This window comes from Parasedimentitalea huanghaiensis (assembly GCF_009753675.1).
Lineage (GTDB): Bacteria > Pseudomonadota > Alphaproteobacteria > Rhodobacterales > Rhodobacteraceae > Parasedimentitalea > Parasedimentitalea huanghaiensis.
In genome coordinates this window covers 145,437-171,723 of sequence record NZ_WQLV01000008.1, presented here as the reverse complement: position 1 = coordinate 171,723, position 26,287 = coordinate 145,437, and the positions used below count along the sequence as shown (strand labels likewise).

The 26,287-nt window shown below is 55.9% G+C and carries 27 protein-coding genes; 17 read left to right on the top strand and 10 right to left on the bottom strand.

Features of this window, described 5'->3' with window-relative positions:
* Positions 1-9 precede the first annotated feature (9 nt).
* The 3 genes from GO984_RS14365 to GO984_RS14355 all read left to right on the top strand — a co-directional run bounded on the left by GO984_RS14365 (position 10) and on the right by GO984_RS14355 (position 3,547).
* Positions 10-822: a TIGR00282 family metallophosphoesterase gene (locus GO984_RS14365; RefSeq protein WP_157023249.1), complete on the top strand. Its 813-nt coding sequence runs from the start codon at positions 10-12 to the stop codon at positions 820-822.
* Between the two features lie 85 nt (positions 823-907).
* On the top strand, positions 908-2,686 hold the full coding sequence (locus tag GO984_RS14360; RefSeq protein WP_157023246.1) for an SLC13 family permease: 1,779 nt from the start codon (positions 908-910) through the stop codon (positions 2,684-2,686).
* A 102-nt stretch (positions 2,687-2,788) separates the two neighbouring features.
* Complete coding sequence (locus tag GO984_RS14355; protein WP_157023244.1) at positions 2,789-3,547, top strand: YbaY family lipoprotein; 759 nt, start codon at positions 2,789-2,791, stop codon at positions 3,545-3,547.
* Positions 3,548-3,722: 175 nt separating this feature from the next.
* On the opposite strand, the gene GO984_RS14350 is transcribed toward GO984_RS14355, so the two are convergent.
* Together GO984_RS14350 and GO984_RS14345 are read right to left on the bottom strand one after the other, a co-directional pair.
* Positions 3,723-5,495, bottom strand: a complete 1,773-nt coding sequence (locus tag GO984_RS14350) for an SLC13 family permease (protein WP_157023242.1) — start codon at positions 5,493-5,495, stop codon at positions 3,723-3,725.
* Between the two features lie 41 nt (positions 5,496-5,536).
* Positions 5,537-6,487, bottom strand: a complete 951-nt coding sequence (locus GO984_RS14345; RefSeq protein WP_157023240.1) for a glutathione S-transferase family protein — start codon at positions 6,485-6,487, stop codon at positions 5,537-5,539.
* 177 nt (positions 6,488-6,664) lie between these two features.
* Here GO984_RS14345 and GO984_RS14340 point away from each other — a divergent pair, with 177 nt between their 5' ends.
* On the top strand, positions 6,665-7,405 hold the full coding sequence (locus tag GO984_RS14340; protein ID WP_157023237.1) for a YebC/PmpR family DNA-binding transcriptional regulator: 741 nt from the start codon (positions 6,665-6,667) through the stop codon (positions 7,403-7,405).
* 72 nt (positions 7,406-7,477) lie between these two features.
* Here GO984_RS14340 and GO984_RS14335 read toward each other — a convergent pair whose 3' ends face one another.
* From GO984_RS14335 to GO984_RS14320, 4 genes are all read right to left on the bottom strand, one after another.
* The gene (locus tag GO984_RS14335; protein WP_157023235.1) at positions 7,478-8,491 is read right to left on the bottom strand and encodes a DUF1036 domain-containing protein; all 1,014 of its coding nucleotides are present in this window, start codon (positions 8,489-8,491) and stop codon (positions 7,478-7,480) included.
* Positions 8,492-8,521: 30 nt separating this feature from the next.
* Positions 8,522-8,731 carry a peptidyl-tRNA hydrolase gene (locus GO984_RS14330; protein WP_157023233.1) on the bottom strand — a complete coding sequence of 70 codons (210 nt, stop codon included), beginning with the start codon at positions 8,729-8,731 and terminating at the stop codon, positions 8,522-8,524.
* Positions 8,732-8,903: 172 nt separating this feature from the next.
* Complete coding sequence (locus GO984_RS14325) at positions 8,904-9,749, bottom strand: COG3904 family protein (protein ID WP_157023230.1); 846 nt, start codon at positions 9,747-9,749, stop codon at positions 8,904-8,906.
* 69 nt (positions 9,750-9,818) lie between these two features.
* A complete protein-coding gene (locus GO984_RS14320; RefSeq protein WP_157023229.1) occupies positions 9,819-10,697 on the bottom strand; it encodes a LysR family transcriptional regulator ArgP in 879 nt (292 codons plus the stop codon).
* An 87-nt stretch (positions 10,698-10,784) separates the two neighbouring features.
* On the opposite strand from GO984_RS14320, the gene GO984_RS14315 reads away from it, so the two are divergent.
* From GO984_RS14315 to GO984_RS14305, 3 genes are all read left to right on the top strand, one after another.
* Positions 10,785-11,390 carry a LysE/ArgO family amino acid transporter gene (locus GO984_RS14315; RefSeq protein ID WP_157023228.1) on the top strand — a complete coding sequence of 202 codons (606 nt, stop codon included), beginning with the start codon at positions 10,785-10,787 and terminating at the stop codon, positions 11,388-11,390.
* Between the two features lie 83 nt (positions 11,391-11,473).
* On the top strand, positions 11,474-12,406 hold the full coding sequence (locus tag GO984_RS14310; RefSeq protein ID WP_157023226.1) for a pirin family protein: 933 nt from the start codon (positions 11,474-11,476) through the stop codon (positions 12,404-12,406).
* 132 nt (positions 12,407-12,538) lie between these two features.
* A complete protein-coding gene (locus GO984_RS14305; protein ID WP_280818108.1) occupies positions 12,539-13,444 on the top strand; it encodes a DMT family transporter in 906 nt (301 codons plus the stop codon).
* A 13-nt stretch (positions 13,445-13,457) separates the two neighbouring features.
* Here the strand turns inward: GO984_RS14305 and betI are convergent, their stop codons facing one another.
* Positions 13,458-14,033: a choline-binding transcriptional repressor BetI gene (betI, locus tag GO984_RS14300; protein ID WP_157023225.1), complete on the bottom strand. Its 576-nt coding sequence runs from the start codon at positions 14,031-14,033 to the stop codon at positions 13,458-13,460.
* Between the two features lie 157 nt (positions 14,034-14,190).
* Here betI and betA point away from each other — a divergent pair, with 157 nt between their 5' ends.
* Both betA and GO984_RS14290 read left to right on the top strand, forming a co-directional pair.
* Positions 14,191-15,846, top strand: coding sequence for a choline dehydrogenase (gene betA, locus GO984_RS14295; RefSeq protein WP_157023223.1), 1,656 nt, complete (start codon positions 14,191-14,193; stop codon positions 15,844-15,846).
* A 73-nt stretch (positions 15,847-15,919) separates the two neighbouring features.
* Positions 15,920-16,159, top strand: coding sequence for an HP1242/YdcH family protein (locus tag GO984_RS14290; protein ID WP_157023220.1), 240 nt, complete (start codon positions 15,920-15,922; stop codon positions 16,157-16,159).
* Between the two features lie 103 nt (positions 16,160-16,262).
* Here the strand turns inward: GO984_RS14290 and GO984_RS14285 are convergent, their stop codons facing one another.
* On the bottom strand, positions 16,263-17,651 hold the full coding sequence (locus GO984_RS14285; protein WP_157023218.1) for a helix-turn-helix domain-containing protein: 1,389 nt from the start codon (positions 17,649-17,651) through the stop codon (positions 16,263-16,265).
* Positions 17,652-17,738: 87 nt separating this feature from the next.
* Positions 17,739-18,953, bottom strand: coding sequence for a multidrug effflux MFS transporter (locus tag GO984_RS14280; protein WP_157023216.1), 1,215 nt, complete (start codon positions 18,951-18,953; stop codon positions 17,739-17,741).
* Between the two features lie 189 nt (positions 18,954-19,142).
* Here GO984_RS14280 and GO984_RS14275 point away from each other — a divergent pair, with 189 nt between their 5' ends.
* From GO984_RS14275 to GO984_RS14245, 8 genes are all read left to right on the top strand, one after another.
* Positions 19,143-20,675 (top strand): acyl-CoA carboxylase subunit beta, encoded by a 1,533-nt coding sequence (locus GO984_RS14275; RefSeq protein ID WP_157023214.1) that lies wholly within the window; start codon positions 19,143-19,145, stop codon positions 20,673-20,675.
* 11 nt (positions 20,676-20,686) lie between these two features.
* Positions 20,687-21,298: a GIY-YIG nuclease family protein gene (locus GO984_RS14270; protein WP_157023212.1), complete on the top strand. Its 612-nt coding sequence runs from the start codon at positions 20,687-20,689 to the stop codon at positions 21,296-21,298.
* 109 nt (positions 21,299-21,407) lie between these two features.
* Positions 21,408-21,887, top strand: a complete 480-nt coding sequence (locus GO984_RS14265) for a DUF6497 family protein (RefSeq protein ID WP_157023210.1) — start codon at positions 21,408-21,410, stop codon at positions 21,885-21,887.
* A 214-nt stretch (positions 21,888-22,101) separates the two neighbouring features.
* The gene (locus GO984_RS23375) at positions 22,102-22,242 is read left to right on the top strand and encodes a hypothetical protein (protein ID WP_167740349.1); all 141 of its coding nucleotides are present in this window, start codon (positions 22,102-22,104) and stop codon (positions 22,240-22,242) included.
* 69 nt (positions 22,243-22,311) lie between these two features.
* The gene (locus GO984_RS14260) at positions 22,312-22,659 is read left to right on the top strand and encodes a hypothetical protein (protein ID WP_157023208.1); all 348 of its coding nucleotides are present in this window, start codon (positions 22,312-22,314) and stop codon (positions 22,657-22,659) included.
* Between the two features lie 256 nt (positions 22,660-22,915).
* Positions 22,916-23,119, top strand: coding sequence for a hypothetical protein (locus tag GO984_RS14255; protein ID WP_138164814.1), 204 nt, complete (start codon positions 22,916-22,918; stop codon positions 23,117-23,119).
* A gap of 134 nt (positions 23,120-23,253) precedes the next feature.
* The gene (locus GO984_RS14250) at positions 23,254-25,254 is read left to right on the top strand and encodes an acetyl-CoA carboxylase biotin carboxylase subunit (RefSeq protein WP_157023206.1); all 2,001 of its coding nucleotides are present in this window, start codon (positions 23,254-23,256) and stop codon (positions 25,252-25,254) included.
* 3 nt (positions 25,255-25,257) lie between these two features.
* Positions 25,258-25,782: a hypothetical protein gene (locus tag GO984_RS14245; protein WP_157023204.1), complete on the top strand. Its 525-nt coding sequence runs from the start codon at positions 25,258-25,260 to the stop codon at positions 25,780-25,782.
* A 4-nt stretch (positions 25,783-25,786) separates the two neighbouring features.
* Here GO984_RS14245 and GO984_RS14240 read toward each other — a convergent pair whose 3' ends face one another.
* A complete protein-coding gene (locus tag GO984_RS14240; RefSeq protein WP_157023201.1) occupies positions 25,787-26,230 on the bottom strand; it encodes a DUF4174 domain-containing protein in 444 nt (147 codons plus the stop codon).
* Between the last annotated feature and the right edge of the window lie 57 nt (positions 26,231-26,287).

The window sequence follows — 26,287 nt, the reverse complement described above, 5'->3', positions numbered from 1 at the left end:
GACTGGTTTATGAGAATTCTGTTTTTAGGCGATGTGATGGGCCGCGCTGGGCGCAAGGCTGTCACCGAAAACCTGCCTCGTCTGCGTGACGAATGGCGGCTCGATTTTGTTGTAGTCAATGGTGAAAACACCAGCAACGGCATGGGCCTCAGTAGCGATCACGCCAAACTGTTGCTGGACGCTGGCATTGATTGCCTGACACTGGGCGACCATGCCTTTGACCAAAAAGACATGCTGCAGTTCATCGAGAAAGAGCCGCGCATCATCCGGCCTTTGAACTATGCCAAAGGTGCACCGGGCAAAGGCTACCGGTTGTTTAATGCACCGGGGGGGCGCAAGGTTCTGGTACTGCAGGCCCTGGGGCAGGTATTTATGAAACGCGCCTTTGATGATCCGTTTTCAGCTGTCGAAAATGTGCTCAAGGCACATCCGCGCGGCGGGCTGGCACAGGCGGTGATCGTGGATATGCACTGCGAAGCCACATCCGAGAAAATGGCGATGGGTCATTTCTGCAATGGCAAGGCATCCTTGGTGGTGGGGACCCATACCCATGTTCCAACCGGTGATGCACAGATCCTGGACGGCGGTACAGGGTATTTGACCGACGCGGGTATGTGTGGTGACTACAACTCGGTTATTGGCATGGAGAAAGCTGAACCCATGCGCCGTTTTATTACTGGTATGCCGAAAAGTCGTTTTACCCCGGCAACCGGAGAAGCAACCCTTTCAGGTGTCTTCATCAATACTGATGATCGCACCGGCGCCGCCAAAGAGATCCGTATGATCCGGAGCGGTGGTTTATTGCAGCATTCGACACCTTGATTTGAGATTTCCTGCCCGTGGCGGAGCTTGCAGCTGATGCCAAAGGGAGGCAGGATATGACATATTTATGACAGCGGGCGGCGTAATGGAATTTCTGGCTTTTTCTGAAACCGGCAGTGCGGTTGTGACGCTTGTTGTTGTCGCAGTGATGTTCATTCTGTTTATGCGTGAATCCTACCCAGCCGAAGTGGTTGCGATTGGCGGTGCTGCTGCAATGCTTTCTCTTGGGGTGTTGCCCTATGACGAAGCCTTACATGTGCTGTCTAATCCGGCGCCCTGGACCATTGTGGCAATGTTTATCGTTATGGGGGCCCTGGTGCGTACCGGTGCGCTTGAATGGTTCACCCAACTGGCCGAAGCGCAGGCGGATGCGCGTCCGGCTGTGGCCATTGGCGCTCTGATGCTCTTTGTGGTGGTGGCCTCTGCCTTTGTGAACAACACCCCCGTGGTGGTAGTGATGATCCCGGTGTTTGTGCAGCTGTCCCGCAAACTTAATATTTCTGCCAGCAAAATGCTGATCCCGCTAAGTTATGCCGCTATTTTGGGCGGCACTTTGACACTGATCGGCACCTCGACCAACCTGTTGGTTGACGGCGTTGCACGGGCGCAGGGGCTCAGACCCTTTACGATCTTTGAGATCACACCTCTGGCTGTGATTCTGGTGATCTGGGGCGCGATCTACTTACGTTACGTAGCACCGCGCCTGCTGCCCGACCGGTCCAGCATGGCCACCATGTTGTCGGGCAAACATAAGATGAAATTCTTTACCGAGGCCGTGATCCCACCGGAGAGCAACCTGATTGGCCGCGAAGTCACCGGGGTACAATTGTTCAAACGCGCCGGTGTGCGGTTGATTGATGTGATCCGTGGCGATGCTTCGTTGCGACGCGAGCTGCAGGGGGTAGAGTTACAGGTTGGCGACCGGGTGGTGCTGCGTACCCAGATGACCGAATTGCTCAGCCTGCAGCGTAACAAAGAGCTAAAGCGGGTTGATCAGGTATCGGCTGTTGAAACCTCGACCGTTGAGGTGCTGATCACGCCGGGGTGCCGCATGGTCGGTCGCTCGCTGGGCGCTATGCGTCTGCGTCGTCGTTACGGGGTTTATGTGCTGGCTGTGCACCGACGCAATCAGAATATCGGCCAGCAGCTGGACGACCTGGTCGTGCGGGTTGGTGATACCCTGCTCCTTGAAGGCTCATCCGAGGACATTCAGCGACTGGCCGCTGATATGGACATGGTTGATGTGACCAAACCCTCGGCACGCGCCTATCGCCGCAGCCATGCCCCAATCGCCATAGCTGCCATTGCAGGCATTGTGATTTTGGCTGCCCTTGGTGTTGCACCTATCTTGTTGCTGGCAGTGCTGGCGATGGCAACTGTGTTCCTGACTCGTTGCATCGACAGTGACGAGGCCTTTTCGTTTATTGATGGCCGTTTGCTGGCTTTGATTTTTGCAATGTTGGCGGTGGCAACGGCGCTTGAAACATCGGGTGCGATTGATCTGATTGTGCACGCCATGGCGCCCCTGATAGGCGACCTGCCGCCCTTTTTCATTGTCTGGGCAATCTATTTGCTAACCTCTGTCCTGTCCGAACTGATCAACCATGCGGTGGCGGTGGTGTTGACACCAGTGGCGATTGGTTTGGCTCTCTCGCTCGGAGTTGATCCGCGGCCACTGGTGATTGCGGTGATGGTCGCCGCCAGCGCAACCTTTGCCACACCGATCAGCTATCAGACCAATATGATGGTCTATGGCCCCGGTGGCTATCGGTTCACCGATTTTATGCGGGTGGGTATTCCTTTGAACCTGACCGTTGGGTTGCTGGCCTCTGCTCTGATCCCAGTGTTCTGGCCACTAAGCTAGGACTAGCGCGGCGTATTTTTGCCGGTCTAGTTGAAGGGGCGGTGAAATCTCTGAAACAATCCTTAGATGTCTTAGGAACAAGTTTCCGATGAGGCGCAGAAAATGGATTTCAAAACAGGTTTTATGACTTTGGTTGTTGCGGCTTCAACCGCAATTGCAGGTGTTTCAATGGCCAAGGCAGGCACAGTCGAAGGTAGCGTTACCTATTTGCAGCGTATTGCGGTACCAGAAGGGGCCAAGCTGCTGGTTGAACTTCGCGACGTTTCGCTGGCGGATGCACCTTCGACATTACTGACCGCGCAGGAACATGATCTGACTGGCGTTCCAATGGATTACACGTTGAACTACTCAGACAGTGAGATCGATGAACGCAACACCTATTCAGTTTCTGCCCGGATCACATTGGATGGAGAACTGCTGTTTATCAGCGATACCTCTTATCCGGTCCTGACCCGCGGGGCCGGCGACACTGCGGATTTGATTGTCAGGCCCGTCGCTGCCAGCGCCGCGGTGCAGGGGGATTTACAAATGGACAATACCCAATGGACCTTGGTTGAGTTGAACGGTGCGCTTGTGGACAAGGGACGGGACCCTGGGTTGAGCTTTTCCGAGGGCGGACAGTTTTCTGCCTCAGGTGGGTGTAACCGGTTTATAGGGCAGGCGGATCTGCGCGGGACCGAGGTCAGCTTCCCTGACCATATGGCGGGAACCATGATGGCCTGTGTGCCAGGGGTGGATGAGCAGGAGCAAGAGTTTTTAGCGGCACTGGCTAACGTCACTCAACTCGAACGACAGGGGCCTTTGCTAAAATTGCTGGCCGATGATGGGACTGTGCTGATGGGTTTGAAGCTATCACACTAGAGCGTATCAACTTGATCTGTGTCTAGATCTGCCAATCTGGCCCGGCTGTCAGGCCGGGCCGCGCTTGACCTTCTCCAAGGAAGGCAACGCCCTGACTATTCCGCTTATCAACAAATCAGGACCATTTTTCTAAGGCAATGGCCCGAAAACTCGAAATCAACGGTGAGCATCGCAGCTACATAGGCCAAAACACCAGTATTGCCGGGATTGAAGTCGCTACAATCAGCACCTCAAGCGGCAGGCCGATGCGCCAATAGTCGCCAAACTGATACCCCCCGGGCCCCAGGATCAGCGTGTTGTTCTTGTGTCCGATCGGGGTGAGAAAGGCCGCCGAAGCCGCTACGGCCACGGCCATCAGAAACGGATCAGGTGAGACTTGCAAGCTGTTGGCCATCTGGATGCCAACCGGGGCAGCGACAATGGTGGTCGCTGTATTGTTCAACACGTCCGACAACGTCATGGTGACCACCATCAGCACGGTTAGAATGGCCCAGGCGGGAAGACCCTGAGTCAGCGAAAGCAGCGCATCGGCAATCAGCGAGGTCCCGCCCGAACTTTCCAAGGCAGAGCCCAGCGGGATCATCGAGCCCAGCAAGACCACAACTGGCCATTCAATATGGTCATAAATTTCTGCCACTGGCAGGATTTTGGCCAAGACATAGCCCACGACAACCAGTCCAAGCGCCACTGGCAGATACAGTAATCCAAAGGACGCTGCCATCACCGCAGCCGCAAACATGCCAATCGCCAACCAGGTTTTGTCATTTGCGGTGACAGCCAGCCCACGGGTGGCCAAAGGCAGGCATCCCAGCCAGTCGGTCACATCTGCGGCTCGGTCGCGTGGACAGAGCAATAACAATATGTCGGCAGCTTCAATTTCAGTTTGGCGGATATGTTTGGTCAGCTGGCGACCTTGACGCGACAACCCCATCAACACCGTGCTTTGCCGCCAGGCCAACCCCATCGACTGTGCCGAGCGGCCAGCGATGCGGGCGGTTTCGGGCACGACCACCTCAATAACTTCCAGGCCTTCGCCGTCTGCTGTTAGTTTTTCCTGACGGGCTTGGTCCGAAAAATCCAACGAGAGCGCAGTGCGAAATTCGTCCAGTGCTTCAGGTGTTGCTTCTAGCAGTATTGCATCGCCCGCTTGCAGCAAAGATCCAGCAGCCAGACCATAGCGGCGACGACCATCACGGATCAGGCCCAGTATGGCAACATCGGCCTTTTCGGCCTCATCGTTCAAATCCCGCAAGAGTTTGCCGATATGGGGTGAGCCTTCAGGCACGGTTAGCTCGGCGATATACTGCGCCAGCTGCGATTCAGATGATCCGGCGTCGTCGCGGGTGGGGATCAACCGCCATCCAACCAGCGCTACAAAGGCCAGTCCGGCAAGAGCTGCAATGCCACCAACCGGGGCAAAGTCAAACATGCCAAAAGGCTCCCCCTGTGTTTCGGCGCGGATTGACGCAATGATAATGTTTGGCGGCGTACCGATTAGGGTGACCATGCCACCTAAAATGGTGGCAAACGACAGGGGCATTAGGCTGAGGCCCGGCGCACGGCCTGCTTTGCGCGCCGTCTGAATATCAACCGGCATTAGCAGGGCCAATGCCGCCACGTTGTTCATAAAGGCTGACAACACGGCCCCAATGCCACCCATAAGGGTAATGTGACTGCCCAGTCCGCGCGAGGCGTCGACCAGTGTACGGGTGATCAAGAAAACCGCGCCAGATCGCACCAATCCAGCTGAGACGACCAACACCAATGCCACCACCAGCGTGGCCGGATGGCCAAAACCTGAAAACGCATCTTTGGTGGGTACCACATCCAAAACAACACCTGCCATCAGCGCGGCAAAGGCGACCAGGTCATATCGGTAGCGCCCCCAAACCAGCAGGGAAAAAACAGCAGCAAAAAGCGAAAACAGTATGATTTGATCTAATGTCATAAGCGCAACCTAGGCGTTTGGCATCACCTTTGCCAGCGCGATCAGGGATGCAGGGACAGCTGTCTTTGGCTTGGTGCGGTCCAATCCACCTCTGGTCCCATTGGGACTATGCCCAGTGGATTGCGCAATTCCGACTGGGAAAAATAGCCCTGCTTGTAAATCTCGGGCCAGACCGTCGCTGCGACACCGGGCAGGGCATAGAACGCCCGGGCATACTCCCACAGGTTTGGGTAGTCCGAGAGTTTGCGGACATTGCACTTGAAGGCGTAGTGATAGGCCACATCAAACCGGGCCAATGTTGGGAACAGACGCAGGTCTGCCTCGGTGACATGATCACCTGCTAAACAAGTCTGCCGCCCCAAATGGTCTTCGATCTGATCCAGCGTCTCAAATAACTCCAATACGGCGGAGTTATAGGCTTGCTGTGTACGGGCAAACCCCGCGCGATAGACCCCATTGTTTACACGGGAATGGATCAGCGTATTCCAGCGGTCAATGTCGTCGCGGCACTCACTGGGGTAAAGGAGCTGCGCCGGGTCAAACTCCGTCGCCAGCATCCGCACAATGTCAGCGCTTTCATTGGATACGATTTGACTGGTTCTACGGTCCCATAGAACCGGGACAGTCAGTCGCCCCGTATAGGCTGGGGTCTGGCGTGTATAGACCTGATGCAGGGCCGTCGCGCCTAACTCAATATCGCTAAACTCACCCGATGTATCAAACACCCAACCTTCAGTCGTGCGCCGCGGCATGGCATAAGACGCTGAAATCACTCCGTCCAACCCCAACAAGGCTCGTGCTAGCAACACTCGGTGTGCCCAGGGGCAATTCCAGGCCACAAACAGGTGATACCGACCGGCCTCTGGGGTAAATGGTCCATCTTGAGTGACCCAGTTGCGGAGAGTACTGGCCGCGCGCTCATAGGCCCCCTGCAGAGAGGACTGTGGTGCCGGATCATCAATGTGAAAGGTGCCGTCGATCATCACAGCCATGGGACTTCCTTTGTTTTCAGGGATCAAACTATCCGCTTCTCAGCGTGGTAAAACTCGCGCAGATGCGCGTGTGCCCTGCATTCACGCACAACACGCCTCGTGGTCTTGCCCTCCACCCCTGCTGTGGCTTATAGAACCGCCCAAACCTATGGTGATAGATACAGACGGAGAGCAGACATGGCAGGCCACTCAAAATGGGCAAACATCCAGCACCGCAAGGGGCGTCAGGATGGCATCCGGTCGAAGTTGTTTTCCAAACTGTCCAAGGAAATCACCGTTGCCGCCAAAATGGGCGACCCAGATCCGGACAAAAACCCACGCCTTCGTCTTGCCGTGAAAGAAGCCAAGTCACAATCTGTGCCTAAGGATGTGATTGAACGCGCGATCAAGAAATCTGTTGCGGGTGAAGGTGACGAATACGAAGAAATCCGCTATGAAGGCTATGGCCCCAATGGCGTGGCCGTGATTGTCGAGGCCATGACCGACAACCGCAATCGCACAGCCTCCACCGTGCGCTCAACCTTTTCCAAAAACGGCGGCAATCTTGGCGAAACCGGTTCGGTTGGTTTCATGTTCGATCGCAAAGGCGAAGTGACCTATCCAGTTGCCGTCGGCGATGCGGATACCGTGTTCGAAGCTGCCATCGAAGCGGGTGCTGAAGATGTCGAAAGCTCGGATGAGGGCCACATCATCTATTGCGAAGACACTGATCTGAATGACGTGTCAAACGCGCTGGAAACAGCCCTGGGCGAATCCGAAAGCACCAAATTGGTGTGGAAACCAACCACCACCACCGAGATGGATCTGGTGGCGATGGAAAAACTGATGAAGCTGGTGGATGCACTGGAAGATGACGACGATATTCAGCGCGTCACCACCAATTTTGAGGCCTCTGATGAGGTGATGGCTCAGCTCTAAAAGCTGACCTGACTTTGCGTTTTGAAAGCCCCCAAATTGGGGGCTTTTTTATTGAGACTAGGACTGCGCCTTCTAGTCCAGCTTGCGAAACTCCAGAGGGTTTCCGCGGGGCAGGTAGGTTAAATTCAGAACCAGCGCATCGATGTAATCCACCGCATAGCAATAGCTTTCACCGGTTTCTTCCTCCATCGCGTATAAATAGGGGCCGCCACCTTCGAACTGTCCGCACCAGTTTGAAACCGAAATATACTCAAGGCCAGACGGGGCGCCGTCATAGGTATTTTCCCGTTCCGACCCTAATACATTGAATTGAAAATGTGGATCTTCGGTCGAATACCAACTGCCCTGCAGCTTGTCCAAAATCGTGTCGTATTCGGTGCTGCGCCTTACGCTGACATTGCGCAAAACCACATCCGCGGTCCGGTCATAGATCGCTTCGAGGTCACCTTCGACTGATATAGGTGTGCCTGGGTACAGCCCATTCAGCGCGGCAAACACCGAACTGGGGGTGCGCCCATCATCGCGGACAAAGAACTTTGTACCCTCGGCGTGAAAGGCGCACTCAGCAACGCTTTGTGACCAACAGCCCTGATGGGTCGCATTGTTTGAATAGGGCTCGCCATAGGTTCCGGGGGCTGCGGTGCTGGATCGGGGCTCCGGCGTCGGAGGCTCTTCTGTTCGCTTTGCACCAGCTGCGTCGACTAGGGTCAGGGTGTAGTTCTTAGCGGTTTTCCCGGTGTCGACTTTGCTGAACCCAACCTCGTCATAGCCGCGTTTGCGGCAATTTTCGTCACCTTTGATGGTAAAGGCGTCCGAGGTGGTGCAGAACATATAGTCGCCGCTGATAAACGGATCCCCCTGGGCTGTCGCCCGATAGTAATAATACCGGTTCTTCAAATCGCCGCCTAATGGGGTTTTGCAATCGCCCGCGCCGATGTTCCACCAACCCTCAGAGACCCAGGCCTTGCCCTCCGCATATCCTACGGCGACGCTAAGACTTTGGGATGAATCATTGCATATTTCCAACCCTGCCAACACCGGTGATGCAACCAGCGTAAGGGTTGTTGTCAAAATTGATACCTTCATGAGAACCTCTTAAATGACCTGCGGTCAATGCTAAGAGAGGCGCATGCTTTCGGCAAGTATTAGGCAGTTGGACTTATCCGCAGGGAGCCTACGCAGGTCAGACGCCATCAGTTGGTCGGGAACCAGTTCTGTGATTTTTTCCCCGCGAAATTCAGGTTTATCAAAATTGAATCCGCGCAACAGGCGAAATAACATTCGGCGTCGCAGCACGGTTTCTTCACTGTCTATTCTATCAAGCATTCTGTACGTCCCCACGTATTCACCGGTCCTTATGCTGCAAGAGAATGGCAAACAAGTGGTTTCCGAGACGAAACTCTGTCTTTCGAAATTTTGTTAGATTTTATGCATATACGCCGTGTAGGCCGTTGAAAGACTGTGGTTCGACGCTCATGGGTTTAAATTTTGAGTTCTCTCACGGGGAAATTAATCCGGCCAGACGGGCCTCCGACAGACTGGGCGACCACAGGCCTGTGCTGGGTGTATCAAACATTTGGATAAGAAAATCTTCGCTAACACCCTGGCTGCGGAAAAAGGCGCGATCTTTGGCCTGCTCTTTTTGCAGGTCAAGCTGAGGAAGGGCGGTGCCAAACTCTAAGGCATAGCTATGAAAACCTAGATTGACACCCGCTGCCAGACTTCGTTGATGACCAGCAATGAACAAAAGGGTACAGGCCGAACTGCAGGCCCCGGTGGCATGGGTGTTAAGCCCTTGTTCACGGATAAGATTGGCAAATCCGCGGGCTTCGTAGATATGACCACCGGGGCTGCTTAGGGTGATGGTGGTCAGTTGGGGCGTTTCAGCCATCAGTGTACGGACCCGTTTTGTGAGGCCAAAGGTGATGGTGCCGTCGAAGTGGAGGGTCGATCCATCCTGTGACAGGATCAACTCATATTTGGCAGCGTGTTGGCGGTTCATCTGATCGGTGAACAGTTCGGGCGCTTGTGGTTGTTGGGTAAACAAAAATGCCCCCCACCACAGGGACGCCGAAGCAAAAGCGGCAAATAGCAACACCAGATACCCCCCCCAAACCGGCGCCATGCCGCCCAGGCTCCGGAGATGATCGTCCGCGCTGGACTGAAATCGGATGAATTGCCAGACAAAGAACAATCCGTCAGAAGCTAGAAGAAGGTATAAAACGAGGACGGGCAATCTTAATGCGCTGCCAAGCCCCATCACTGTCAGTAAGATCACAGCACGCGGCAATACAAGGTCAAACCAAAAACTGTGGGATATCGACGGTATGCTGCGCTCTGCCATGCGCGCAGATTGGGCGATCCTCTAGGTTAGATCAAGTACATCCGCCCATTTAATCTACCTTAAGTTAATCTACCTTAAGTTGCGTTTGGCTGCATTCAATACAGAAAGCGTGACATCTGCAAGGGAAGGCGCCATCACCCGGCTGACTTGCCATGTGAGTGGGACAGCCAGCTCCGTCTGTTCCAAAAGTGGCTGCAATCGCCCGTGATCTATCAAGGGCGTAACCAGTTGAAGCGGGTTCATGCCCCAGCCAAGCCCTGCGACGGCTGCTTCAACAAAACCCTGACTGGACGGCAAGAAATGTGTGGGAGGTGACAGATGTGGGGCAATATTGGCTTCCAGCCATCGGCGTTGCAAAGCGTCCTTTGCATCAAAAACCAAACACGGCGCGCGGCTTATGGCTTTTGCCGTCACGCCGTCGCTAAACCATCGGCGCATGTATGCTGGACTGGCCGTGGCGACATATTGTTGTTCCCCCAGCGGATAGGCGTCACACCCAGTCACCGGCTTATCATGAGCAGTAATCGCTGCCGAGACCTCGCCTCGTCTTAGCCATTCGGCACTATGGTCCTGATCGTCGATGACCAGATCAAACAACACACCCTCTACTGCCGCCATTGCCTCGATGAACCAGGTGGCAAGGCTGTCGGCATTGACTGCCAGTTTCAACCGGGCGGTATTCTGGCTCACATCCAACGACAGCTCTCGCGTCAGTTGGGCCTCCAGCAATCCAATATCTTCGGCGTGCTTGGCAATCCTCAACCCGGCTTCGGTGCCTGTGCTTGGTGGACCGCGCAACACCAGAGCTGTCCCCGTTTGATCCTCCAGCGCCTTGATACGCTGAGAGATAGCAGATGGTGTGACAGACAGGGCAAACGCAGCGGCTTCAAAACTTCCCAAGCGCAAGACATGCGATAAGGCGGCAAGGTGGTGAGGCGCGAACTGCATTAGCTGATCTTAATTTGGATAACCATCTTTAATTTGATTACTTCTTCGCCGCTTTGTAGTCAAACTGCAAACAGAATAGGAAATCATATGTCGCCCAGTCTATTTGCCGGATTTGCCCTTGGGTTCAGCCTGATCATGGCCATTGGCTCGCAGAACGCATTTGTCCTGCGTCAGGGGTTGCGGCGCCAACATGTGTTCTGGATTTGCCTGACCTGTGCGACGTCTGATGCACTGCTAATCACCGCAGGTGTGATGGGGTTTGGATCACTGACTCTGGTCTGGCCCTGGTTCGAACAGGCCATGCGCTGGGGAGGGGCGGCGTTTCTGTTTTGGTATGGTGCGCGCAGTTTGCTGGCGGCTTGGCGAGGTGGAGAGACCTTACAAACCAACGGCAGCGCGCCGGCAGAGGTGGCCTTGCTGCCAGTGTTGATGACGGTTGCGGCTTTGACTTGGCTTAATCCCCATGTCTACCTTGATACTGTTGTACTGCTAGGGGCAATTTCAGCCCAGTATCCGCAGCCTTTGCTGTTTGGGTTGGGGGCAGCAATTGCCAGCTTTACGTTTTTCTTTTCCCTTGGGTATGGCGCGGCTGCACTGGCCCCGCTGTTTGCCCATCCCCGCTCCTGGCAGGTTCTCGACGTGGTGGTGGGGCTGACCATGTGGGCGATCGCGGTCAAACTGCTGATGATGTAACGCACAGCCCATGTGCGCCTTACCGGGCTGGTCCTTTGGACCTGTGTTGCTACCTTTCAGACAGAGCAACACAGGAGGCAAAGATGAGCTGGAACCCAAGTCTGGAACCACACAGCCCCGAGGCGGGCAATCTGGATGCCATTGAAACCGTGATTATCCCACGGGCACGGGATCTGGGCGGGTTCGAAGTGCGGCGCGCCTTGCCCGCACCGCGTCGTCAGATGGTGGGACCGTTTATCTTCTTTGATCAGGCCGGACCGGCTGTGTTTTTAACTGGGCAGGGCATTGATGTGCGTCCGCACCCTCATATCGGGTTGGGCACAGTTACCTACCTGTATGAGGGGGAGTTTGAACACCGTGATAGTTTAGGCACCCATCAGATGATCTACCCTGGTGAAGTAAATTGGATGGTGGCTGGGCAGGGGGTGACACACTCGGAACGCACCTCTGCGGCCACACGTCGGGGGGATAGCAAACTGTTCGGTATTCAGACCTGGATGGCGCTACCGGAAAGTCACGAAGACAGAGCCGCCAGCTTCGAACATCACGGCAAGGCAGCGCTGCCTTTGCTTGAAGGCGAAGGCAAACAGGTGAGGTTGATCCTTGGCTCTGCCTGGGGCGAAAAGGCGCCTGTGACGATGTACTCAGAAACCTTTTATGCGGATGTTGTTCTGCAGCCGGGCGCGAAGTTGCCACTCCCTGATGATCATGAGGATCGCGGAATTTACATCACTCAAGGGTCCATTGAAATTGCCGGGGATACATTTGAGGCTGGGCGTATGATGGTGTTTCGGCCCGGTGATGCCATTACTGTCACCGCGGGTCCACAAGGCGCACGGTTGATGGCACTGGGCGGCGAGACGATGAACGGGCCACGACACATTTGGTGGAACTTTGTGGCCTCCTCCAAAGAGAAAATCGAAGAGGCCAAGGCCGCCTGGGCAACCGGTGACTGGCAACATGGCCGGTTTCAATTGCCTGCCGGCGATGACCAGGAGTTTATTCCGCTTCCCTAGGCGCGCATCAAGGGTTGGGTTCAACTGCTCATCCCCAGTTCTGTCCCGCCGAAAAGAACTTGAACAAGCGAGAGAGAACTAATTGCCATGTGAAGGGTTGTGCCTGCCTCAGTTTGGGTGTTGGTTCCCCTTATGAGCCAAAGCCCCCACCATAACCCGATTAAAGGCGTCATCTGGATGTTGGTCACGGGGCTTTGTTTTGTGGCAGTGACGGCATTGGTGAAAATTCTGGGCGGCCGCATCCCTCCGGCTGAAGCTGCATTTCTGCGCTATCTGCTGGGGTTGGTCTTTCTTGTTCCGATGTTGGGTGCCCTGCGCCGCGCACGGCTGACCGCAAAGATGTGGGGATTGTTTGCCACCCGTGGTGTGGTGCACTCAGGTGGGGTAATTCTGTGGTTCTATGCCATGACACAGATCCCATTGGCCGAGGTTACAGCGATGAATTACCTTTCACCGGTTTATGTAACGCTGGGAGCGGCGCTGTTTTTGGGTGAAAAGCTGGCCTTGCGGCGTGTGGCTGCAGTTGTTGCAGCATTGATCGGGGCGCTGATTATTCTACGGCCCGGATTTCGTGAAGTATCACCCGGCCATATCGCGATGCTGTTTACGGCTATGGCCTTTGGTGCGTCGTATCTTCTGGCTAAATTCACCGTTGATGGCACCAATCCCACTGTGGTGGTGGCGATGTTGTCGATCTGGGTGACATTGGGGCTGGCACCTTTTGCACTGATGGTTTGGGTGACCCCAACTCTGGCTGAGGTTGGTATCCTGTTTGCAGTGGCCTGTTTTGCCACCGGCGGTCACTATGCGATGACCCTGGCCTTTGCCTCTGCCCCGATGACGGTGACACAGCCGGTGACCTTCCTGCAGTTGGTTTGGGCCACCGCGCTGGGCGCACTGATGTTTGCCGAGCCGGTGGATATCTGGGTTGTCGCAGGTGGCGGGCTGATCCTGGCTGCGGTAAGCTTTATCACCTGGCGGGAAGCGGTGCTGAAACGCCGTGCAATCACGCCGCCAGACATAGCCACCAAGGTCTAAAGACCGACCTGCGTTAAGACAGAACCAGATCCACAACCCGGCGCGCTGCCGCTCGCGCAGCAACGGGGTCAAGAGGCTGATCCGAAAGAGCAGCCTGTAACCATGCACCATCCATATAGTTCTGTAGCGCCTGACGGGCGGTCTCAACACCTTCAGCGGGAAGCAAGTGTCGCAGCTCCGCCCGGAAATGGCTGCGGACCCGTGCGCGGTTCAATCTGTGCAATCGCGCCAGGTGGGGCGAATAGGGCGCATTGGCCCAAAACTGCATCCAGATGCTGCATTGCTCTACGGTGAACAGCTGGTCCGAGAAATTGGCATCCATCACCGCGTATAGCCGGTCAGTTGGGCTGTGTGACGTTTTGTAGCCCCTAATCATGGCGGTACGAAGCTTACGTAGCAGATGGCGCATCGTGGCTTCCATTAGGCCTTCTTTTGAACCGAAGTAATAGTTGATGGAGGCGGCTGAAGCTCCGGCCTCACGGGCAATATCTGCCATGGTTACAACGCTGTACCCATGATTGTGCACGGCCACGATTGTGGCCTCGATAAGCTCTTCGTTGCGGATGTCGCGGATGCGTTTTCTGTTCATGCCGCATGATTGCCGAGCAAGCGCCAGGTTGCAACTGCTGTTGTTTGGATAAGAAAAACTTGTACGGCGGTTCAAAAAATGGTTTGGATCGTTAAGAAGTCGAAATTCGGCAAGATTTTTCACCCGTGAGCCACGGACATTCGACCGGAGAAAATAAATGAACGCGGACTATGTGATTGTTGGTGCAGGATCGGCAGGCTGCGCATTGGCCTACCGTCTCAGCGAAGCCGGGCATCGGGTGCTAGTGATTGAGCACGGTGGCACCGACGCTGGCCCGTTGATCCAGATGCCAGCCGCGTTGAGCTACCCAATGAACATGGGCCTTTATGACTGGGGCTATAAATCGCAACCCGAACCACATCTGGGGGGACGTCAACTGGTCACCCCGCGCGGCAAAGTGGTTGGCGGGTCTTCTTCTATCAACGGCATGGTCTATGTGCGTGGCCATGCAGGGGACTACGACCATTGGGCTGCCAGCGGTGCACAGGGCTGGGGCTATGCGGATGTCCTGCCTTATTTCAAGCGAATGGAGTCCTGGCACGAAGGCGGGCATGGAGGCGATGCGACGTGGCGGGGCAATGACGGCCCGCTGCATATTTCTCGCGGCCCCCGCAATAATCCGCTGCATAACGCGTTTGTCAACGCGGGTAGTCAGGCGGGATATCCGGTCACGGATGACTACAACGGTCACCAGCAAGAGGGCTTTGGCCCGATGGAGCAAACCGTGTACAAGGGGCGGCGTTGGTCGGCTGCCAATGCCTACCTGCGTCCAGCCTTGCAGCGGCCCAACTGTACTTTGACGCGTGCCTTTGCGCGCCGAGTGGTGATCGAACAAGGCCGGGCTGTCGGGGTTGAGGTCGAACGTGGCGGCAAAGTTGAAGTGATCCGCGCCAACAACGAAGTTATTCTTTCTGCCAGCTCTCTGAATTCACCCAAGCTGTTGATGCTGTCCGGCATTGGTCCGGCGGCGCATCTGGCTGAACATGGCATTGATCTTGTGGCAGACCGGCCCGGAGTTGGGCAGAACCTGCAGGATCACCTCGAACTGTATCTGCAGATGGCCTGTTCGCAGCCGATCACTCTGTTCAAGCACTGGAACCTGTTCAGCAAGGCAATGATTGGGGCGCAGTGGTTGTTCACCAAAACCGGGTTGGGCGCGTCGAACCAGTTCGAATCTGCAGCCTTCATTCGATCGCAGGCTGGGGTGGACTACCCGGACATTCAGTATCACTTCTTACCTATGGCGGTGCGGTACGACGGGCAGGCCGCTGCCGAGGGACATGGATTTCAGGCCCATGTCGGCCCTATGCGCTCACCCTCACGCGGGGCTGTGACGCTGGCAAGCGCAGATCCGAAAGAAGCGCCGAATATTCTGTTTAACTATATGTCCAGCGAACAGGACTGGCAGGATTTCCGCCGATGCATCCGTCTGACTCGTGAGATTTTCGACCAAGAGGCCTTCAAGCCCTTTGTCAAAAGTGAAATCCAGCCGGGTGTAGATCTGCAGAATGACGATGAGCTGGACAGCTTTATCCGCGAGCACGTCGAAAGCGCCTTTCACCCCTGCGGCACCTGCCGCATGGGCGCGGCGAATGACCCGACCTCGGTTGTTGATCCGGAATGCCGGGTTATCGGGGTCGATGGATTGCGGGTGGCTGACAGCTCGATCTTCCCGCGCATTACCAATGGCAACCTGAATGGGCCATCGATTATGACGGGCGAAAAAGCTGCCGATCACATTTTGGACCGTAGCCTGCCATCGTCAAATGCCGAGCCATGGTTTCACCCGGATTGGCAGGGATCGCAGCGTTGATTTGATCCCAGTCAAAGTGTCGATTTTGAGACTGGAGTAGCCTGTGATCGAACCAAAGTTTAGGAGCGAACACATGGCAAATACCCCACATGAATTGGCGGCGGAATTCCCGGATAAAAGCGGCGCAATCAGTGCGCTAAAGCAGTCTGATGCGCATTTTGCCCGGCTTGCGGATGAATACCACGAGGTAAACCGAGCTGTGCACCGGGCGGAAACCAATGTAGAACCGGCGAGTGAACAGGCCGAAGCCGAGCTGCGCAAGACACGGGCCGCGCTGAAGGATAAGATCTGGGGCATCTTGTCAAAAGCCTGAGCTCAATGAATTGGCTCAAAAACTGTTTGGTCCGGCTGTCAGGCCGGGCCGAGCTTTGCTTTTTCTTCGGAAGGCCACCTTGAATTTCCAGGAGGTCAGCCTTTCAGCTCACCTCATACGGCAGCACGCCCCGCGTGTCAGTGTTGATGGTTAGCTTCCGTTCCAGCGGTGGGACTGATCGCTGGTGGCAATGCTGGCGCTCGCAGATGCGGCAGGAAATCCCGATCGGCTCATAGGCACTTTCGTTATCCACATCCATATTGTCTGCATAGACAATCGCATCGGCATGGCGCAGCTCGCAGCCCAGTGCGATAGCATAGCGGCGCACTGGAGAGCCAAACGACCCACCAGATTTTGAGACATCCCGCGCCAGTGAAATGTAGCGGATCCCATCTGGTGTTTCTGCCAGCTGACGCAGGAAGCGACCTGGCGTTTCAAACGCCCGGTGCACATTCCACAGAGGGCATGCTCCGCCAAAACGGGCAAACTGCAATCGTGTCGCGGAGTGGCGCTTGGTTATGGTGCCCGCCTGATCTACCCGCACGAAGAAGAAGGGAATGCCCTTGGACCCCGGCCGTTGCAGGGTTGATAGCCGATGCGCGACCTGCTCGATTGAGGCCCCGAACCGGGTAGCAAGCAGTTCCAGATCATGTCGGCAGTCCCGCGCAGCGGCCAGAAACCGGCCGTAAGGCATCAGGGCTGCCCCGGCGAAATAATTGGCCAAACCAATCTTGGCGATGGCACGGGCTTCGGCGCTGTTGAAGCGAGCAAAATCCAGTGTTGCCTCAAGCAACTTGTTCTGGCGCAGTAACGCGACCTGCAACAGCAATTGAAACACCTGAGTTTGCGGCGTTGCCCGGTTGGAGAGTTGCAGCGTGCGATTGGTGGCATCGTAATGGCGCAGACTATCCATTTCGACTTCTTTCACGGTGACGCCCAGATCCCGCAACGTGGAAATTGCCGCACTGCGACTGTCAGCGCCGCCAGCGAAATGCTCGGCTGCACGGTCTACGGCATCAATGTAGTTGTCACAGTAGTGAAAGAAGTCGCGGACTTCCTCCCAGGGGCTGGCTTGAATGCGGGAATCCTCGCGCCCCAATGCCTCATCCAGCGAGGCAAGCCTTTCGTGGGTTTGACGATAGGCCCGGTGCAGCTCCAGAAAGGCCCGCGCCAGCGCTGGGGCGTTGGAGGCGGTGAGGCGTAAGTCCGCCAGTGGAGGCGCGTCATCGGCAAACACCGGATCAGCCAAGGCCTCACGCATATCACTGACCAAACGTTCTGAATCCCCGCTGCTAAGCTCGGTGACATCCAGGCCAAATTCCTGAGCCAAGGCCAAAACTACCGTCGTACTGACAGGGCGGTTGTTGTTCTCCATCTGGTTCAGATAAGGCAAAGACACCCCAAGCTTGGCGGCAAAATCCTTTTGCGTCAGCGTCAGCCGGGTTCGCATCTCGCGAAGTTTGGCACCGGCATAGAGTTTTTGAGGGGCCATTGGGGTGCCTTTGCAAATCCGATTTCGTTGAACTGTAGAATTGCAAAGTCATAGCCGCAAGGGGCAGGGCGTCGCAGTGGCGCTGCGCTATTGCAGGCCTAACTGCTTCTCGCGTGAAATGACCATCATGATCGAAGTGATGCCAAGTACAGCGGTAACCAGCATGATCACCAGTAGCGGCACTGCTGTAGATCCCGCACCCAGGACCCAGCCTGCAAAGGCACTGAGTGCGGCGCCAAGGCCAAGCATCAACGCGCCACTTAGCCCCGAGGCAGTACCGGCCAGATGTGGGCGGACAGACAGGGCACCAGCGGTTGAGTTTGGAATTGCCATGCCGTTGCCAACTCCGACAAAGGTCATAAAGCCAAAGAAGGTGTAAACGTTATCGAGCCCAGCAAAGGCCAGCGCCAGCGACAGTGCCACGCCAATTCCGTTGATCCAACAGCCCCAGAACACCATGCGGTTGATGCCAATCCGCATCGAATATCGGCCCGACAAGAAATTACCTGCGAAATAACCCACGGCCGGAGCTGAGAAATAAAGGCCCAGTTGTGCAGTGTTCAGGCCATAGATCTCGGTGCCGACAAAAGGCGCGCCGCCGAGATAGGCAAAGAACGCGCCAGATGACAGGCCCGACGCTAGCGAATAGCCCCAAAAGCGCGGGGAGCGGAGCAGTTCGGGGTATTCGCGGAACTGTGCCACCAGCGTCTTTCCGCTTTTGTGAGCGGTTTCGCCAAAGTCGAAATAGGTGAAGGCGAGGATTATCAGCCCCATGCCGAACAAGAGCCAGAAGTTGGCGGTCCAGCCGAACGCCTGATCCAAAGCGCCACCAATGGCGGGGCCAATCATTGGCACCACGGCCATGCCCATAGTGACATAGCCAATCATGCTGGCGGCCTGGTCAGCGTCGTACAGGTCGCGAACAGCGGCTCGGCTCAGCACCATGGCAACGGCAACAACGGCCTGGGCCATGCGAAACAGCAAAAAGATCTCGGCCGTTGGTGACATGATACAGCCAAGGGTCGCCAGCAGGAAAAACACGATTCCCGCCAGGATGACGGGTCGACGCCCAATTTTGTCAGAGATCGGCCCAACGATGACCTGAACCACAGCGTTCACCGCCAGATACAGTGCAACAGACAGCTGCATCAGGCGATAGTCTGCTTCGAAATACACCGCCATGCCCGGCAGGGAGGGCAGGAACACATTCATCCCCAGCGCAGATATGCCTGCCAACAGGATCAGTGTCGAAATATGAGGCGGGCTGGTGCGTTTAAAAAAACGGCGCGATGAAGTCTGCATGTGGTCTGGCTTAGGTCACATGGTCACTATTGTCCATGACAATGGCGCGTCAAAACTTAAGTATGCCTATTAGCTGATTTGCAGTTAGCTGGAGGGTGGATGTATAGAGTTTGCAAATTTGCGATTATTGCCTTGGGTCCGTGTGTGGCGCAAGATATGGTCGCGTTAAATCATTAGGGGACATGGGCCATGAAAGACATCCTTTCCGAGCTGGAAAACCGCCGTCAGGACGCACGGTTGGGCGGCGGTCAGCGTCGTATCGATGCACAGCACGCCCGCGGTAAACTAACCGCTCGTGAACGTATCGAACTGCTGCTGGACGAAGACAGCTTTGAAGAGTTCGACATGTTTGTCGCCCATCGCTGCACCGATTTTGGTATGGAAAAACAACGCCCTGCCGGTGATGGCGTGATCACGGGCTGGGGCACAATCAATGGCCGCATGGTTTATCTCTATTCTCAGGACTTCACAGTCTTTGGCGGCTCCTTGTCAGAAACCCATGCGCAAAAGATTTGCAAAATCATGGACATGGCGATGCAAAACGGCGCACCGGTGATTGGCATCAATGATTCTGGTGGTGCGCGCATTCAGGAAGGTGTTGCCTCGCTGGCTGGCTATGCCGAAGTGTTCCAGCGCAATGTCATGGCCTCGGGAGTGGTGCCGCAGATCTCAGTGATCATGGGTCCCTGTGCCGGTGGTGCAGTCTATTCCCCAGCAATGACCGACTTCATCTTCATGGTCAAAGACACATCTTACATGTTTGTGACCGGCCCCGACGTGGTCAAAACGGTCACCAACGAAACGGTCACAGCCGAAGAGCTGGGCGGGGCTTCGACCCACACCAAGAAGTCTTCGGTGGCGGATGGCGCGTTTGAAAACGATGTGGAGGCGCTGGCCGAAGTCCGCCGTCTGGTCGACTTCCTGCCGCTGAACAACCGTGAAAAGCCCCCGGTGCGTCCGTTCTTTGATGAACCGGGCCGGATCGAGGACAGTCTAGACACCTTGATCCCGGACAATCCAAACACCCCTTACGATATGAAAGAGCTGATCCACAAGGTCGCGGATGAAGGCGATTTCTACGAAATTCAGGAAGATTTTGCCAAGAACATCCTGACCGGATTTATCCGTCTCGAGGGCCAGACCGTTGGCGTTGTTGCCAACCAACCCACGGTTCTTGCCGGTTGCCTCGACATTGACAGCTCACGCAAGGCGGCCCGCTTTGTCCGGTTCTGTGACTGCTTTGAGATCCCGATCCTGACGCTGGTGGATGTGCCCGGCTTCCTGCCCGGCACCTCGCAAGAATACGGCGGCGTCATCAAACACGGCGCAAAGCTGCTGTTTGCTTATGGCGAAGCCACCGTGCCCAAGGTCACCGTGATCACCCGCAAAGCTTACGGCGGAGCCTATGATGTGATGTCGTCCAAGCATTTGCGTGGTGATTTCAACTATGCCTGGCCCACAGCGGAGATCGCCGTGATGGGGGCCAAAGGGGCCACCGAGATTATCCATCGCGCTGATCTGGATGACGCCGATAAAATCGCTGAACACGTCGCCGACTATGAAGATCGCTTTGCCAATCCATTTGTCGCGGCTGAGCGTGGGTTCATCGATGAAGTGATCCAACCGCACTCCACTCGCCGCCGCGTCTCGCGCGCCTTTGCTTCGCTCCGGGGCAAGTCGCTAGAAAACCCGTGGAAAAAACACGATAATATTCCGCTGTAGGAACCGTCCTGATGGTAGATGTCGTCTATGTTCTAATCAATCAAGCAATGCCTGGTCTGGTTAAAATCGGGCTCACTTCGTCTGATGTTGAACGTCGGATGAAGGAGCTTGACACAACGGGGCTACCTCTTCCTTTTGAGTGTTTCTCTGCTTGGGAAGTGGAAAGCGCTATTGCCGCGGAGAAGGCGCTTCACGTTGCCTTTGGAGATCATCGAGTGAGGGAACGAAGAGAGTTTTTTCGGATATCCCCAGATAAGCCTACGGCCATTCTCAAAGCTTTTGGTCTTAGAGATGTTACGCCAAGTGAAGACGTCATCGGAGATCATGATGATGCGCGAGCGTTGGAACGAGCACGCTCGCGACGCCCCAGGTTCACGTTTGATATGGTGTCAGTCGTAGAAGGTTCTCAATTACACTCAGTTTTTGATGATGACACTATCTGTACCGTTGGACCGGGCAACAATGTCGTTTTTCGCGGAGAACAAATGAGTTTGAGCCAGAGTGCGTTGATTGTTGCACGCGAAACTGGACGCAATTGGAAAACGCTTGCGGGGCCGGACTATTGGAAGTTTGAGGACGAAACCCTAGCCAACTTGAGAAACGTAGAAGAGGCCGCAGTATGACCTCCACTCGCAATTTCTTGCTGCCAGATATGGGCTCCGGTTCTCCCGGCGTTACAAAAACTTCGCACAACCACACATCAACATTTGACATGAGCCACACACCTACACCATGATCCGCTTCAGCCAAGATAGAACAGCGCGCGCCGATGGTGCTGCGCCAGTAGCCCCACCCGGAGGAGCCCGCCAATTTGGGGGGTGGGGCTGCGGATATCTAGTTGCCCTGCTGCTCACCATCAATCCTGCCCATGCGGTTGAAGTCTTTCCCGTACCATCAGGTCAGGACGTTACCCTGACGGAGGTGCTGCTCGACAGTGATCCGGGCGAGTTGTGGGTGCGGTTCCGCTTTGTTGCGCCTGCGATCACCCGTGACACCGGCAGTGTCAGCTATGATCTGGCCGGACCGGATATGGACTATCTCTGTGACGCGCTGGCTTTGCCCTATTTGACCAGCCATGAAATCACCCCGGCGCGGGTGGTCATATCGCTGATGGACCGTCCGGTGGCCTTTGGTGCGCAGGATGCAGATGCCACCCAGTTTTTTGAGAGCTACACGCCCGATGGCAATCGCTGCATATGGGAGGAGTTCTGATGCCTCCTCAATATCTTGCGATGCAGGTCCCGTCTCGGCGGAATGTTGCGGCTTTGCGGTCACATGCCACGGTGATGCCCCTATTTGGATGTAATCTGGTTGAAATTCCGGCTATCATTGGCGCGGGCTGCAATTTTGCTGTCCATTCTATGAGGTCGAAACTGGTAATGGCTCAACGCCGCGCTGGTTTCAATTGTTCAAACAGGAGACAGAAATGTCCAAGAGCATCAAACTATTCGCAATGGTTGGCCTGCTGGCCGCCATCGCTGCTTGTACGCAGCAAGAAGAAGAATTTGTCATCGTCGACCCAGAGCCCATCTCGGTTGAGCCGGCCTATACTGGCAAATACAAATAACAAAACTTGGGGCCCGGCCCTGCGGTCGGTCCCCAATCATCCGCGCGGCGCCGGGCTGGAGGCGCTCCAATGCTAAAACATCGCGGATTCCCTGGCCGACTGCCAGGCACAGATTTCCAATACACCATTCGCCGACCTAATCCCAAAGGGGTGACGGCACTTTCCCGGCGTGAACGCTATCATGACCGCCGCCCGGCTGACCGGCGTGCGGATGCCGGGTTTATCAAGGCCCTGTGGGAACACTTTGGCGACCAACCTTTTGAACGCGGCAACTTGGATGCCGGACGTATCAGCTGGTTGTTCGAACGTGAAATTCTGGCTGCCGAAGATCCCTTTGATCCCGAAAGCTATGACGCTCTACTGGTTCTGGACCTTCGTGTAGCGCAATTGTCCTTTCCCGACGTGTTTGGGGAGTAAACAGTAAGATGTTGCAGGCACGGCTCATAAATCAACGCTGGGCAGGCACGCAGGTGGCCAGATCCCGTGTGATTGGCGCCACTGCTGTGTCTGCCTATATCTCTCAACGGTGGGCGGCGGGATGTCGCCGGGTCAAGCCGCTGTTTCGGCATCTATTTGCGCAAAAAACCGGCGTAGACTTGCTAGCCTTGAATGCCCGCGTGCCAGGCGCTTTGACAACTGTCGAAGCAAAACCTCAGCAGAAGGGAATTCAACAATGCAGGCAGGTAAAATCACGCTCGTTTTTGGGCTTTGTGCAGGCTTGGCGGCCTGTGGCAGCACAACTGGGGAGCAGGTTGCAATTGGCGCAGGCGCAGGGGCTCTTGGCTCGGTGCTGCTTAATACAAACCCGCTTACCGGCGCCGCCGTTGGCGTGGCTTCAAACCTTATCTATTGCAACACCAAAACTCGCAACTGCTAGCCCTTTTGCTGGCGTTGCCTGGCTGACCCACCAGCCTCTTATCGCTGTTTCGAACACCTCGCACTCACCGCGTCCGGCCCTTCGCCGGAACGCGGTGAGTTGCGTTACGACATCCCGAAGACAAAGGACTGCCCATGTTTAACAAGATCCTGATCGCCAACCGGGGCGAGATCGCCTGCCGCGTTATCAAATCCGCGCGCAAGATGGGTATCCAGACCGTCGCCATCTATTCGGATGCAGACCGGCAGGCGCTGCATGTGCAGATGGCGGATGAGGCGGTGCATATCGGCCCACCCCCAGCCAACCAATCTTACATCGTGATCGATAAGGTGATGGATGCCATCCGCAAAACCGGCGCGCAGGCGGTGCACCCCGGCTATGGTTTCCTGTCTGAGAACGCGAAATTCGCCGAGGCACTGGCCGCTGAAGGCGTCGCCTTTGTGGGCCCCCCAGTTGGGGCAATTGAAAAAATGGGTGACAAGATCACCTCGAAGAAAATCGCCAAAGAGGCTGGCGTTTCGACGGTTCCGGGCCACATGGGCCTGATTGCCGACGCGGACGAAGCGGTAAAAATCTCAAAAGAGATCGGCTATCCAGTGATGCTCAAGGCATCGGCCGGTGGCGGTGGCAAAGGCATGCGGATTGCCTGGAACGACGAAGAGGCCCGCGAAGGGTTTCAGTCCTCCAAGAATGAGGCTGCCAACTCGTTTGGTGATGACAGGATCTTCATCGAGAAATTCATCACCCAACCGCGCCACATCGAAATTCAGGTGCTCTGTGACAGCCATGGCAACGGCATTTATCTGGGCGAGCGCGAATGCTCGATCCAACGTCGCCAGCAAAAAGTAGTGGAAGAAGCGCCAAGCCCGTTCCTGGACGAGGCCACCCGCAAGGCGATGGGCGAACAGGCCGTGGCACTGGCCCAGGCAGTCGACTACGCCAGCGCCGGCACCGTGGAGTTCATTGTCGATGGCGACAAAAACTTCTACTTCCTGGAAATGAACACCCGCCTGCAGGTGGAACACCCGGTGACCGAGCTGATCACTGGCGTGGATCTGGTTGAACAGATGATCCGCGTGGCCAATGGCGAAAAACTGACCATCGCGCAAGCCGACGTAAAGCTAAACGGCTGGTCGATCGAAAACCGCCTGTACGCCGAAGATCCATATCGCGGCTTCCTGCCTTCTATCGGACGCCTGACCCGCTATCGCCCGCCATTTGAGGTGGTCGAAGAAAGCCACGTCGTACGTAACGACACCGGCGTCTATGAAGGTGGCGAGATTTCGATGTATTACGACCCGATGATTGCCAAGCTCTGTACCTGGGCACCAACCCGGGGTGAGGCAATCGAACACATGCGCAATGCGCTGGATGGATTTGAGGTCGAAGGCATTGGCCACAACCTGCCATTCTTGTCCGCAGTGATGGACCATCCGATCTTTATCGCCGGTGAAATGACCACCGCCTTTATCGAAGAACAGTACCCCGATGGGTTCGAAGGTGTTGAACTGCCAGCGGAGGCACTGCAGCGTATTGCAGCTGCTTGCGCCGCCATGCACCGAGTTGCTGAAATTCGTCGCACACGTGTTTCGGGCCGCATGGACAACCACGAACGCCGTGTTGGTGTTGAGTGGGTGGTGTCCTTGCAGGGGGAAGACTATGCGATGACAATTGACGCAGACCACGATGGGTCAACCATTGTCTTTGCCGACGGCACCGAGAAACGGGTCACCAGCAGCTGGACCCCCGGCGATCAACTGGCTGATCTTGACGTAGATGGCGAAAAGCTGGTGCTGAAGGTCGGCAAAATCCCCGGTGGCTTCCGCATCCGGTCTCGCGGCGCAGACATGAAGGTGCACGTGCGTACCCCGCGTCAGGCTGAGCTGGCCAAGCTAATGCCCGAGAAGGTCGCACCAGACACCTCGAAACTGTTGCTCTGCCCAATGCCTGGCCTGATCGTCAACGTCGCGGTGCAGGTGGGGGATGAAGTTCAAGAAGGCCAAGCCCTCTGCACCGTCGAAGCAATGAAGATGGAAAACATCCTGAAGGCTGAGAAGAAGGGCACCGTTTCCAAGGTTAACGCCTCCGCTGGTGACAGTTTGGCAGTGGACGACGTGATCATGGAGTTCGAATAAGATATGACCTTGGCGCAATCATATCGCCGAACCGCAAAAGCGGTTTTGGTGGTGCTGGCTTTAACCGGGCTGGCCGGTTGCGCCATGGACAAAGAAGACGAAGTGCGCGCTCAGATTGGTGACTGGGTCTCTCTGGGGGATACCAGCTATTTCAAATCCTCGATGAGCTGCACCGCTGGCGTGTTCGAAGTCGAAGGCGTCCGGATCACCTCGTTGATATCCAAGGCCCGGTCGGTGGCCACTGGTATGACGTTGCTAAAAAGCGGTGAGGCTGTGGCGTTTGATGTCAAAGGCCTGTCGCCGAATGCGGTGTCAGAACAGATCATGACGAAGGATCTGCCACAGGGGCTAGGGGTGCTGTCGTCTGGCGTCGCGGGCAAGGGTTGCATGGATGAGCTGACCAAAAACGCCTATCTTCGGGCGCTCTTAGATCCAGAGGCCGTATTGATGTTCGATCCGAACGGCAATGTGATGGCCGTGCTGGACCGACGCAACGAACGGCTGTTCTTCTCGCGGGGGACAGTCTGATGGTTCAGCTGCCGCGCCGTTCTTCAACCTCGCGCATGCGCGACGGGAATTTGTCGATGGTGCGGCTCAGCTCGCGCACGGTCCACGGGCTTGGCTTGCGCAATTTTACGCCTCCATCTTTACCCACCAACACCAACATAAATCCACGTGGCCGCAGCTTTTGGCGCAACACTGAAGCGGCGGCGGGGTCGGTATCCACCAAAACCACGACGTCACGATCAAACAGCGCCTCGGCGCCCTGTGACAGGCGCTCTATCTGTTCGTGGAATCGTGGATCATCCGGACTGTCGGCAAAGACCACGACGGGGCGATTCTTCCACAGAAACTCGCTAAGATCGCTATCACTTCCGGGCTGGATCAACGCCGGGGTCACAGTCTCTGCGGCATCTTGCGCCGCCAAAGAGGCCGGAAGAAAGGTCGCCAGAACAAGGGCAAGGAATGGTTTCATAATGTCTCCTGTCCTGTTGAATATATGCGTCCCTGCGCAGAATGCGATGGGGGAAAT